Genomic DNA, 11866 nt, shown 5'->3' on the forward strand with positions numbered 1-11866 from the left:
AAGCGCCTTTTTTATTCGCGTCAGACAGGAGTTTGTTCATGAATGTCGGATTTGAGCCGCAATATTTTGGCGATGAATCGAAGAAGATCATTCACGGTGATGCGCTTTCAGAATTGAAAAAACTGCCCCCGGAAAGTGCCGATTTAATTTTTGCCGACCCGCCCTACAACATCGGAAAAAATTTTGACGGTCTGGTGGAGTCCTGGGACGAAGAGACCTTTTTGGCCTGGCTGTTTGAATGCATTGATGAGTGCCATCGGGTGCTGAAAAAACACGGCACGATGTACATCATGAACAGCACAGAGAACATGCCCTATCTCGACCTCAAATGCAGGAAACTGTTCGATATCAAAAGCCGCATCATATGGTCGTACGACAGCTCAGGCGTGCAGGCCAAAAAGTATTTTGGCTCAATGTATGAACCCATTCTGATGATGGTAAAAGATGCGAAGAACTATACGTTTAATCGTGATGACATCCTGGTTGAAACCAAAACCGGCGCAAAAAGAGCGTTGATCGATTACCGCAAAAATCCGCCCCAGCCCTACAACACGCAAAAAGTCCCCGGAAACGTCTGGGATTTTCCCCGCGTCCGCTACTTAATGGATGAGTATGAGAACCATCCCACGCAAAAACCCAGAGCGCTGTTGAGCCGGATCATCCTGGCCTCCTCAAACCCGGGCGACACGGTGTTAGATCCCTTCGCCGGAAGCTTCACGACGGGCGCCGTAGCCGTGGAAACCGGACGAAAATTTGTCGGCATCGAAATCAACAATGAATACGTAAAAATGGGCATCAGAAGGCTGAACGTCACCTCTCACTATGCGGAAAACGAGCTGGCAAAGGTGAAAAAGCGCAAGACAACAAACCTGTCCAAAAAGAGCCGAATGACCGAAATGACGGATACGTCTCAGGTGAAGTAAAAGCATTGTAAGTCTGCTTTTCTGCCGCGTTGTTTCGTGTATATTCCTTGCACGCTTGGGCATGAATACACAGGATTTGGCAATGATTCGTAAGTATTGGTGGCTGGTTGTTTTCGCAGTCTCCGTTTTCCTTTTTGACGCATTACTCATGCAGTGGATCGAACTGATGACAACGGAATACGATAAATGCCGCAACATGAATTCGGTTAACCCGCTCAAACTCGTCAACTGCGCCGACCTTGAGTAGCACGCCAGCCAATTCTATGCAAATTATGCCGACGCACAGTTGGGGATAACCGTTACGCTTCCCCGATCGGGTTATTATTCTGCGTTAATACCATCACATTGCCATTCGGAACTAACATTTTTAATACATTATCCACTAATTGTGGCGCCTGCTTATAGAGATCATAAGTGGAAGGATTCATTAACCAGTTCTTTACAATCCCGCTAAAACTGCCATGAAGCACAATTAAATTAACTTCGACATCAAGACCGGTCGCAATCAGTCCTTTATTCATACATTGCTGTAATGCTTCACGCATTATCTGATAACTGAAACCTATTTTTTCCCGAATATCCTGCTCTGATATCATATCATTATGAAATTCACATTTATGATATAAAATCTGCATCAATGACTGTTGTCGGGGCACCTCAGCAATATATTGCAAAGCGGCAATCAGTTTTTCACGCAAATTCTGTAGCGGATTATCGCCCCCACACGTTGTTAACCTGTCCTGAATGAGATCGCGTAGCGGCGGTTGCTGACCCCATACCTCATTAAACAACTGCGTCTTGTTCTCAAAATGCCAATAGATAGCGCCCCGCGTAACATTCGCGGCGTCTGCAATGTCGTTTAGCGTGGTGCTGCCGACCCCGTGCAAGGCGAACTGTACGATCGCTGTTTCAATCAAGTGTTGTCGGGTTCTGAGGGCGTCCGCTTTTGTTTTCCTGGCCATAATGAAATGTGTCTGAAACCGGAGGATGACAGTAAATACTGTTCAGGGATAACGCGCAAATGTATCACTTCATTTTTATTTAAACGAGAGTCCTCGTGTATTATTACGCACAATACATCCAAATAAATAATAAATACAAATGAATCAAATAAAACTATTCACCAAAAGAATGTATATTTCTATTTGTGTTAATGAAAGACAGGGTTTTACTTTTCCACCGCATTATGAAACGACGGGATATTAATCTTTTTTTGCTTTTACGTGCCGTGCATGACGACCAGAAATAAGTATTGCTTACATCACGAGCTGATAATTTGTAGGATAGCCAACTGCTATTTTATTTGTGCGCGTTAACGCCTTACCGTTATCCGGTAAATAACGAGCTTCGGTTTTCTAAGGAACAGTAATGACGAAACATGCCAGGTTTGCACTCCTGCCCTCATTCATCATAATCTCCGCAGCGTTACTCGCCGGTTGTAACGATCAGGGAGATACGCAAGCTCACCCTGCTGAGCCGCAAGTCACCGTCCACGTAGTCGAATCTGCTCCCTTAGCGGTGACGACCGAGCTGCCGGGGCGCACGACGCCATTTCGTATTGCGGAAGTCCGGCCTCAGGTCAGCGGCATTGTACTGAAAAGGAATTTCACCGAAGGTAGCGATATCGAAGCAGGCCAGTCGCTTTATCAGATTGACCCGGCGACTTATCAGGCTGATTACGACAGCGCCAAAGGCGAGCTGGCAAAAAGCGAAGCTGCCGCCGCCATTGCACACTTAACGGTTAAACGCTACGTTCCGCTGGTTGGCACAAAATACATTAGCCAACAAGAGTACGACCAGGCCATCGCCGATGCTCGTCAGGCCGATGCCGCCGTTATCGCCGCAAAAGCCGCAGTAGAAAGCGCGCGCATCAACCTCGCCTACACCAAAGTGACTTCACCGATCAGCGGCCGCATTGGTAAATCCAGTGTCACCGAAGGCGCGCTGGTGACCAATGGTCAGGCAACCGAACTGGCGACCGTGCAACAGCTTGATCCTATTTACGTTGATGTGACGCAGTCCAGCAGCGATTTTATGCGTCTCAGGCAGTCCGTCGAGCAGGGTAGCCTGCACAAAGACAACACCCGCAGCAACGTCGAGTTGGTAATGGAAAATGGTCAGGCGTACCCGCTGAAAGGCACGCTGCAATTTTCCGACGTTACGGTAGATGAAAGTACCGGTTCTATCACCCTTCGGGCTGTTTTCCCCAATCCTCAGCACACCCTGCTTCCCGGTATGTTTGTCCGCGCGCGAATTGATGAAGGCATTCAGCCCAATGCCATTCTCGTTCCACAGCAGGGCGTAACGCGTACGCCGCGTGGCGATGCGATGGTGATGATCGTCAATGATAAGGATCAGGTTGAAGCGCGCGACGTTATCGCTACTCAGGCGATCGGCGATAAATGGTTAATCAGCAAAGGGTTGCAACCGGGCGACAAAGTTATCGTCAGCGGCTTGCAGAAAGCCCGCCCTGGCGAACAGGTTAAAGCCACCACCGATGCCCCTGCGGCGAATGCAGCGCAATAAGGTAACCGGACATGGCAAACTTTTTTATTAATCGCCCGATTTTTGCCTGGGTTCTGGCCATCATTCTCATGATGGCTGGCACCCTGGCGATCATGCAGCTGCCCGTTGCGCAGTACCCGACCATCGCGCCGCCCGCCGTTGCGATTTCCGCAACCTACCCGGGAGCGGACGCGCAAACGGTGCAGGATACCGTAACGCAGGTTATCGAACAGAATATGAACGGTATCGATAACCTGATGTATATGTCGTCCACCAGCGACTCGTCCGGTAGCGTAACTATTACGTTGACGTTCCAGTCCGGCACCGACCCGGATATCGCACAGGTTCAGGTACAAAATAAACTGCAACTGGCCATGCCTTTGTTGCCGCAGGAAGTACAGCAGCAAGGTATCAGCGTCGAGAAATCAAGCAGTAGCTTCCTTCTGGTGGCCGGTTTTGTTTCCGACAATAAGAACCTGACGCAGGATGATATTTCCGATTATGTGGCGTCTAACGTTAAAGATACCATCAGCCGGACATCCGGCGTCGGCGACGTCCAACTGTTTGGCGCGCAGTACGCGATGCGTATCTGGCTCGACAGCAATGCGTTAAACAAATACCAACTGACGCCGTTAGATGTTATTAACCAGTTGAAAACGCAGAACAACCAGATTGCCGCAGGCCAACTGGGCGGGACGCCTTCCATCCCGGGCCAGCAGCTTAACGCCTCTATCATCGCGCAAACACGCCTGAAAACGCCTGAAGAGTTTGGCCGCATCACGCTGAAAGTGAATCAGGATGGTTCGATGGTCCATCTTAAAGATGTGGCCCGCATCGAACTGGGCGGCGAAAACTACAACATGGTGACGAAGATTAATGGCCAGGCGGCGACAGGCCTGGGTATTAAGCTGGCAACCGGCGCGAACGCGCTGGATACGGCAGCGGCCATTAAAGCGAAGCTTGCGGAACTACAGCCCTTCTTCCCGCAAGGGTTGAAAGTGGTCTACCCGTATGACACCACGCCGTTTGTGAAAATATCGATTCATGAAGTGGTGAAAACGCTGTTTGAAGCGATCATCCTCGTTTTCCTGGTCATGTATCTTTTCCTGCAAAACATACGCGCGACGTTGATACCGACCATTGCGGTGCCGGTTGTACTGCTGGGTACATTCGCCATCCTGGCGGCGTTCGGTTTCTCTATTAATACGTTAACAATGTTCGGGATGGTGCTCGCCATCGGCTTGCTGGTCGATGACGCTATCGTCGTCGTGGAAAACGTCGAACGCGTGATGGTGGAAGAAAAGCTACCGCCCAAAGAAGCGACCCAGAAATCAATGTCGCAGATTCAGGGCGCGCTGGTGGGGATCGCGATGGTGCTTTCCGCCGTATTTGTGCCGATGGCCTTCTTTGGTGGCTCAACCGGCGCAATTTACCGCCAGTTCTCGCTGACTATCGTTTCTGCAATGGCGCTTTCTGTACTGGTTGCGCTCATCCTGACGCCTGCGCTTTGCGCCACGCTGCTTAAACCTGCGTCTGCCGATCACCATGAAAAGAAAGGTGGCTTCTTCGGGTGGTTTAACACGCTGTTTGAGAAAAGCGTCGGGCATTACAGTAACAGCGTCAGCGGTATTTTGCGTAAGACCGGGCGTTATTTGCTGCTGTATGTCCTTATCGTCGGCGGCATGGCCATTTTGTTCCTGCGCTTACCCACCTCCTTCCTGCCAGAAGAAGATCAGGGCGTATTCATGACGATGGTGCAGTTACCTGCTGGCGCGACGCAGACGCGTACGCAGCAGGTGCTGGATCAGATTCAGAACTACTATCTGAACCAGGAAAAAGCCAACGTTGAATCCGTCTTTACCGTGAATGGTTTTAGCTTTAGCGGACAGGGGCAGAACTCCGGTATCGTCTTTATTAGCCTGAAGCCCTGGGAAGAACGCCCCGGCGAAGAAAATGGCGTAGAAGCGATCGTTGCCCGCGCAACCAGGGCATTCAGCCAGATAAAGGATGGTCTTGTCTTCCCGTTCAACCTGCCCGCGATTATTGAGCTGGGTACGGCAACGGGGTTTGACTTTGAACTGATCGATCAGGCGAACCTGGGCCACACGGAGCTCACCAAAGCCCGGAACCAGTTGCTGGGTATGATAAAAGAGCATCCCGACCTGCTGGTTCGCGTACGCCCTAACGGACTGGAAGATACGCCACAGTTCAAGCTGGATGTCGATCAGGAAAAAGCACAGGCTCTGGGAGTCAGCCTGTCAGACATCAACCAGACGATTTCCACCGCGCTTGGCGGCACGTACGTGAATGATTTCATCGATCATGGACGAGTGAAGAAAGTCTATGTCCAGGCGGATGCGCCGTTCCGCATGTTGCCCGGTGACATCAACAATCTGTATGTCCGTAGTGCAAACGGTGAAATGGTTCCGTTCTCCACCTTCAGTTCGGCACGGTGGATTTACGGCTCACCACGTCTGGAACGCTACAACGGTATGCCTTCAATGGAGCTGTTGGGTGAAGCGGCACCCGGCAGAAGTACCGGGGAAGCGATGGCATTAATGGAAAGCCTGGCAGAAAAATTACCGAACGGTATTGGTCATGACTGGACAGGCATGTCGTATCAGGAGCGCCTCTCCGGCAACCAGGCTCCGGCGTTGTATGCAATCTCACTGATTGTGGTCTTCCTTTGCCTGGCTGCATTGTATGAAAGCTGGTCCATTCCGTTCTCCGTTATGCTCGTCGTACCGCTCGGCGTGGTCGGCGCATTGCTGGCCGCCTCGCTTCGCGGACTGAATAACGACGTTTACTTCCAGGTTGGCCTGCTCACAACCATTGGTCTTTCTGCTAAAAACGCCATCCTGATTGTGGAGTTTGCCAAGGATCTGATGGAGAAAGAGGGACGAGGGTTGATTGAGGCAACGCTTGAAGCGTCGCGTATGCGTTTACGCCCAATCCTGATGACATCTCTGGCGTTCATCCTCGGCGTTATGCCGCTGGTTATCAGTCATGGCGCAGGCAGTGGCGCACAAAATGCGGTGGGAACAGGGGTTATGGGAGGAATGCTGACGGCGACATTGCTGGCAATCTTCTTCGTTCCGGTCTTCTTTGTGGTCGTGAGACGTCGTTTTAACCGGCATCATGATTAACCACTAAAATTACGGCGCCTTCGGGCGCCTTTTTCCAAAATAATTATCCATTTATGTATTAAAAAGATAGTCATTTATTTTCCCTGCTATTTACCAGACATGCACCGCTTAGCCATCCTTTTCTCCATTATTTTTACAATCCACATGAATTGAAATTATTCCACATGCGGGTGCCCTTTTAAGGCGTGATAAAATAGCGCCGGGTTCGCAGCTAGCGGAGCATTCGACTTTGCTGGATGTAGCGAAACGTTTATTTTTGAGGTAACACCATGAAAAGATTAATTCCTGTTGCATTGCTCACAACCTTGCTGGCGGGGTGTGCGCATGACTCTCCTTGCGTTCCGGTTTATGACGACCAGGGTCGTCTGGTTCATACCAATACCTGTATGAAGGGCACCACGCAGGATAACTGGGAAACAGCGGGGGCGATTGCCGGTGGCGCAGCCGCTGTCGCAGGACTGACGCTGGGGATTGTTGCCCTGACGAAATAGGTTTTATTAAAAGCGCGGCAACCCGCGCTTTTAATATAAGACAAAGCTCTGGACAATCGATTTATTATTAATCATCAATTATAGATTTCTCTCACATATCTACTCTATAAGATTGGCGTTTTTCATTATTCTGTCTTAGTGAAACTGCATTTATCATACTTATCCTGCCGATATTAACGGGCGAAATCGTTATTCCGCACAGCGCCCGTAAATTTAAATATTTTGCTCCAAAATGTGGCTTACGTTTCATTTTCGCACCATTTCAGGGCGCTGCATTTATTTTTTCCTGTCTACACTCTGCATATTGCGTCGAGCATTCGTTCGCAAAACCTGGCACTACCTTTGCTTAAAAGAGTATGGCCAAAGCCACAGACAGGTAAAGACGTTCCAGAACGTCTCTCTATAACGATAATTTCTCCACACAGGATGCATTATGAAAAAGATGATGATAGCCAGCCTGGCTGCGGTCGGCGTGCTGCTTGCTGTTGCAAATCAGGCGCATGCTGGCGCAACACTGGATGCCGTAAAGAAAAAAGGATTCGTACAATGTGGGATCAGTGACGGCCTGCCTGGTTTTTCTTATGCAGATGCAAGCGGTAAATTCACGGGTATTGACGTCGATGTTTGTCGTGGCGTTGCCGCAGCCGTCTTTGGCGATGATACAAAAGTAAAATATACCCCACTCACTGCAAAGGAGCGCTTCACCGCCTTGCAATCCGGCGAAGTCGATCTGTTATCCCGTAATACAACCTGGACCTCTTCACGCGACGCAGGTATGGGCATGTCATTCACTGGCGTGACGTATTACGACGGGATTGGTTTCCTGACGCATAACAAAGCGGGGTTAAAAAGCGCTAAAGAGCTGGACGGCGCCACCGTCTGTATACAGGCTGGCACGGATACCGAACTGAACGTGGCCGATTACTTTAAAGCCAACAAAATGAAATACACCCCGGTCACTTTTGATCGCTCTGATGAGTCAGCCAAAGCGCTGGAATCGGGCCGCTGCGACACGCTGGCTTCTGACCAGTCTCAGTTATATGCCCTGCGAATCAAGCTGAGCGACCCTGCCGAATGGATCGTCTTGCCTGAAGTCATCTCAAAAGAGCCTCTGGGGCCCGTTGTGCGCCGTGGTGATGATGAGTGGTTCTCTGTCGTCCGCTGGACGCTGTTCGCTATGCTGAATGCTGAAGAAATGGGGATTAACTCGCAGAACGTAGATGAGAAAGCGGCGAATCCGGCAACACCGGACATGGCGCATTTGTTGGGCAAAGAAGGGGATTACGGTAAGGATCTGAAACTGGATAACAAATGGGCCTACAACATCATTAAACAGGTTGGTAACTACGCGGAGATCTTTGAACGTAACGTGGGATCGGAAAGCCCGCTGAAGATCAAACGAGGCCAGAACAATCTCTGGAATAACGGCGGCATTCAGTACGCACCACCCGTACGCTAAGCCGTTGTGATGTAACGGGCGCCGCACCTGCGGCGCTCAGCCCAGAGTTATGGTTACCGAGGTTTTCTTATGTCCCATCGCCGCTCAACCGTGAAAGGAATGCTCTCCTTTTCTAACCCTGCGGTCCGCGCCTGGTTATTTCAAATACTCGCCGTTATTGCGGTTGTCAGTGTTGCGGTCTATTTAATTCATAATACGATTAACAATCTGAGCAGCCGGGGGATTACCTCAGGATTCGCGTTTCTCGATCGCAGCGCCGGGTTTGGTATTGTTCAGCACCTGATCGACTACGAGCAAGGGGATACATACGGTCGCGTCTTTCTGGTCGGCTTGCTCAATACCCTGTTGGTCTCCGCACTGTGTATTGTTTTTGCGTCATTTTTAGGTTTTTTCCTCGGCCTTGCACGCCTGTCGGATAACTGGTTATTGCGTAAGTTATCGACCATTTACATCGAAACCTTTCGCAATATTCCGCCATTGCTGCAAATCTTCTTCTGGTACTTTGCCGTCCTGCGTAATTTACCCGGGCCACGGCAGGCGGTCAGCGCGCTGGATTTGGTTTTTCTGAGTAATCGGGGACTCTATATTCCGGCACCACAGCTGGGTGAAGGAGTTATCGCTTTTTGCATGGCAATCCTTCTGGCGATCGTCATCTCCACTGGACTCTTTCGCTTCAATAAAACGCACCAGATTAAGACGGGGCAATTGCGCCGAACATGGCCTACGGCGTTGGCGCTTATCGTACTATTGCCGGCTGTCGCTCAGTGGCTATTTGGCGCGGCGCTGCACTGGGATGTGCCCGAGTTACGCGGGTTTAACTTCCGGGGAGGGATGGCATTAATTCCAGAACTGGCTGCGTTGACGCTGGCGCTTTCGGTATACACCTCGGCATTTATTGCTGAGATCATCCGTTCCGGTATCCAGGCGGTTCCCCACGGCCAGCATGAAGCCGCGCGTTCACTGGGCCTCCCTAATCCGGTAACTCTGCGTCAGGTCATCATTCCCCAGGCACTGCGCGTGATCATTCCTCCATTGACCAGCCAGTATCTGAATATCGTGAAGAACTCATCGCTTGCTGCCGCTATCGGCTACCCGGATATGGTTTCCCTGTTTGCCGGAACGGTACTGAACCAGACGGGTCAGGCCATTGAAACCATCGCCATCACCATGTCGGTTTATCTGATCATCAGCCTCAGTATTTCCCTGCTGATGAATATTTATAACCGCCGTATCGCCCTGATTGAGCGCTAAGGAACCATGATGACAAAAGCTCTTCTGTCTCATCCCATGCGCCCGGCCAATAACGGCGCAGGTCGCATAATTTTGTGGGTACGTAAAAATCTCTTTTCCAGTTGGTCCAATAGCCTGCTAACCCTTTTTTGTCTGTGGCTCATGTGGATACTCATTCCCCCCTTGCTGAACTGGGCGTTTCTACAGGCTAACTGGGTGGGTTCGACGCGTGCTGATTGCACGAAGGCGGGTGCATGCTGGGTATTTATCCACGAACGTTTTGGTCAGTTTATGTATGGGCTTTATCCACATGACCAACGCTGGCGCATCAACCTGGCATTACTCGTTGGTCTGGCCTCCATTGTGCCGATGTTCTGGAAAGCAATGCCCCGTCGCGGGCGCTATATCGCCGCATGGGCGGTTATCTATCCCATTGTTGTCTGGTGGCTGATGTATGGCGGTTTCTTCGGGCTGGAGCGGGTAGAAACGCGGCAATGGGGAGGATTAACACTCACGTTGATCATCGCTTCCGTCGGTATTGCGGGTGCCCTTCCTCTGGGAATTTTGCTGGCGCTGGGCCGTCGCTCTCATATGCCGATCGTTCGGATGCTCTCCGTTATCTTTATCGAGTTCTGGCGAGGCGTACCGTTAATCACCGTGCTGTTTATGTCTTCGGTCATGCTGCCGCTGTTTATGTCGGAAGGAACCAGTATCGACAAACTTATCCGGGCGCTGGTCGGGGTGATCCTTTTTCAGTCTGCCTACGTCGCGGAGGTCGTACGCGGAGGGTTACAGGCATTACCGAAAGGGCAGTATGAGGCCGCGGAATCTCTGGCGCTCGGGTACTGGAAAACCCAGGGACTGGTCATTCTACCCCAGGCGTTGAAGCTGGTGATTCCGGGTCTGGTGAACACCATTATCGCCCTGTTTAAAGATACCAGCCTGGTGATCATTATCGGTTTATTTGACCTTTTCAGTAGCGTTCAGCAGGCGACTGTTGACCCTGCATGGCTGGGGATGTCGACCGAAGGGTATGTTTTTGCCGCACTGATTTACTGGATTTTCTGCTTCAGCATGTCGCGTTACAGCCAGCATCTGGAGAAACGTTTTAACACCGGGCGTACGCCGCACTGAGGATTTTATGAGCCAATTATTAATTCAACCTGCCGACGCGATGATCACGCTGGAAAACGTCAATAAATGGTACGGTCAGTTTCATGTTCTGAAAGACATTAATCTGAACGTGAAACAGGGGGAGCGTATCGTGCTGTGTGGCCCTTCCGGCTCGGGTAAATCCACGACCATTCGCTGTATTAATCATCTGGAGGAACATCAACAAGGGCGTATTGTGGTAGACGGTATTGAACTCAATGAAGACATTCGCAATATCGAGCGGGTAAGACAGGAAGTCGGTATGGTGTTCCAGCACTTCAACCTCTTCCCACATCTGACGGTACTGCAAAACTGTACTCTGGCGCCGATTTGGGTGCGGAAGATGCCAAAGAAAGAAGCTGAAGCACTGGCGATGCATTACCTGGAACGTGTGCGCATCGCTGAGCACGCCCATAAGTTTCCAGGGCAGATTTCCGGCGGGCAACAGCAGCGCGTGGCTATTGCACGTTCGCTATGCATGAAGCCCAAAATTATGCTGTTTGATGAGCCGACTTCCGCGCTGGATCCTGAGATGGTGAAAGAGGTGCTGGATACCATGATTGGTCTGGCACAGTCCGGGATGACAATGCTTTGCGTCACCCACGAAATGGGCTTTGCCCGAACGGTAGCAGACAGGGTGATCTTTATGGATCGTGGTGAAATTGTTGAGCAGGCGCCACCGGAAGAGTTCTTTGCCCATCCTAAATCAGAGCGTACCCGGGCGTTCTTGTCGCAAGTCATTCACTAACTGCCTGGTGGCACTGCGCTTATCAGGTGGAACCTGAGCCGGATAAGGCACCGCCGCCATCCGGCAGTTCTCAGGGCGCGTAAACGCAAAAAGGCCCGGTCTTTCGACCGGGCCCTTCGCTTGATTTGATGTCTGGCAGTTCCCTACTCTCGCATGGGGAGACCCCACACTACCATCGGCGCTACGGCGTTTCACTTCTGAGTTCGGCATGG

The 11866-nt window shown here is 50.9% G+C and carries 10 protein-coding genes and 1 rRNA gene; 9 read left to right on the plus strand and 2 right to left on the minus strand.

Annotated features, from left to right (window positions below; all coding sequences use genetic code 11):
- Window positions 1-38 precede the first annotated feature (38 nt).
- Both yhdJ and OGV50_RS10320 read left to right on the plus strand, forming a co-directional pair.
- Window positions 39-923, plus strand: a complete 885-nt coding sequence (yhdJ, locus tag OGV50_RS10315; protein WP_047460898.1) for an adenine-specific DNA-methyltransferase — start codon at window positions 39-41, stop codon at window positions 921-923.
- 82 nt (window positions 924-1005) lie between these two features.
- Window positions 1006-1170, plus strand: a complete 165-nt coding sequence (locus OGV50_RS10320; protein WP_047460895.1) for a DUF2556 family protein — start codon at window positions 1006-1008, stop codon at window positions 1168-1170.
- A 52-nt stretch (window positions 1171-1222) separates the two neighbouring features.
- Here OGV50_RS10320 and envR read toward each other — a convergent pair whose 3' ends face one another.
- Window positions 1223-1885 (minus strand): acrEF/envCD operon transcriptional regulator, encoded by a 663-nt coding sequence (gene envR, locus OGV50_RS10325; RefSeq protein ID WP_286458944.1) that lies wholly within the window; start codon window positions 1883-1885, stop codon window positions 1223-1225.
- 406 nt (window positions 1886-2291) lie between these two features.
- On the opposite strand from envR, the gene OGV50_RS10330 reads away from it, so the two are divergent.
- From OGV50_RS10330 to OGV50_RS10360, 7 genes are all read left to right on the plus strand, one after another.
- Window positions 2292-3449 carry an efflux RND transporter periplasmic adaptor subunit gene (locus OGV50_RS10330; protein WP_047460889.1) on the plus strand — a complete coding sequence of 386 codons (1158 nt, stop codon included), beginning with the start codon at window positions 2292-2294 and terminating at the stop codon, window positions 3447-3449.
- A gap of 11 nt (window positions 3450-3460) precedes the next feature.
- On the plus strand, window positions 3461-6574 hold the full coding sequence (locus OGV50_RS10335; protein ID WP_200092971.1) for an efflux RND transporter permease subunit: 3114 nt from the start codon (window positions 3461-3463) through the stop codon (window positions 6572-6574).
- A gap of 269 nt (window positions 6575-6843) precedes the next feature.
- Window positions 6844-7065, plus strand: coding sequence for a putative periplasmic lipoprotein (locus tag OGV50_RS10340; RefSeq protein ID WP_012135403.1), 222 nt, complete (start codon window positions 6844-6846; stop codon window positions 7063-7065).
- 433 nt (window positions 7066-7498) lie between these two features.
- A complete protein-coding gene (locus tag OGV50_RS10345) occupies window positions 7499-8524 on the plus strand; it encodes an amino acid ABC transporter substrate-binding protein (RefSeq protein ID WP_012135405.1) in 1026 nt (341 codons plus the stop codon).
- 69 nt (window positions 8525-8593) lie between these two features.
- Window positions 8594-9775, plus strand: coding sequence for an amino acid ABC transporter permease (locus OGV50_RS10350; protein WP_049010077.1), 1182 nt, complete (start codon window positions 8594-8596; stop codon window positions 9773-9775).
- A gap of 9 nt (window positions 9776-9784) precedes the next feature.
- On the plus strand, window positions 9785-10888 hold the full coding sequence (locus OGV50_RS10355; RefSeq protein WP_024130997.1) for an amino acid ABC transporter permease: 1104 nt from the start codon (window positions 9785-9787) through the stop codon (window positions 10886-10888).
- Between the two features lie 7 nt (window positions 10889-10895).
- Complete coding sequence (locus OGV50_RS10360; RefSeq protein ID WP_012135408.1) at window positions 10896-11654, plus strand: amino acid ABC transporter ATP-binding protein; 759 nt, start codon at window positions 10896-10898, stop codon at window positions 11652-11654.
- A 130-nt stretch (window positions 11655-11784) separates the two neighbouring features.
- Here the strand turns inward: OGV50_RS10360 and rrf are convergent.
- Window positions 11785-11866: ribosomal RNA gene (rrf, locus tag OGV50_RS23650) — 5S ribosomal RNA — on the minus strand; the annotation flags it as partial.

The sequence above is a fragment of the Citrobacter sp. CK180 genome (assembly GCF_030333655.1).
GTDB lineage: Bacteria > Pseudomonadota > Gammaproteobacteria > Enterobacterales > Enterobacteriaceae > Citrobacter_B > Citrobacter_B koseri.

Bases quoted from the DNA above. Each gene is read 5' to 3' on its own strand.
- yhdJ (WP_047460898.1), top strand. From the start codon at position 39: ATGAATGTCGGATTTGAGCCGCAATATTTTGGCGATGAATCGAAGAAG.
- OGV50_RS10320 (WP_047460895.1), top strand. From the start codon at position 1,006: ATGATTCGTAAGTATTGGTGGCTGGTTGTTTTCGCAGTCTCCGTTTTC.
- envR (WP_286458944.1), bottom strand. From the start codon at position 1,885: ATGGCCAGGAAAACAAAAGCGGACGCCCTCAGAACCCGACAACACTTG.
- OGV50_RS10330 (WP_047460889.1), top strand. From the start codon at position 2,292: ATGACGAAACATGCCAGGTTTGCACTCCTGCCCTCATTCATCATAATC.
- OGV50_RS10335 (WP_200092971.1), top strand. From the start codon at position 3,461: ATGGCAAACTTTTTTATTAATCGCCCGATTTTTGCCTGGGTTCTGGCC.
- OGV50_RS10340 (WP_012135403.1), top strand. From the start codon at position 6,844: ATGAAAAGATTAATTCCTGTTGCATTGCTCACAACCTTGCTGGCGGGG.
- OGV50_RS10345 (WP_012135405.1), top strand. From the start codon at position 7,499: ATGAAAAAGATGATGATAGCCAGCCTGGCTGCGGTCGGCGTGCTGCTT.
- OGV50_RS10350 (WP_049010077.1), top strand. From the start codon at position 8,594: ATGTCCCATCGCCGCTCAACCGTGAAAGGAATGCTCTCCTTTTCTAAC.
- OGV50_RS10355 (WP_024130997.1), top strand. From the start codon at position 9,785: ATGACAAAAGCTCTTCTGTCTCATCCCATGCGCCCGGCCAATAACGGC.
- OGV50_RS10360 (WP_012135408.1), top strand. From the start codon at position 10,896: ATGAGCCAATTATTAATTCAACCTGCCGACGCGATGATCACGCTGGAA.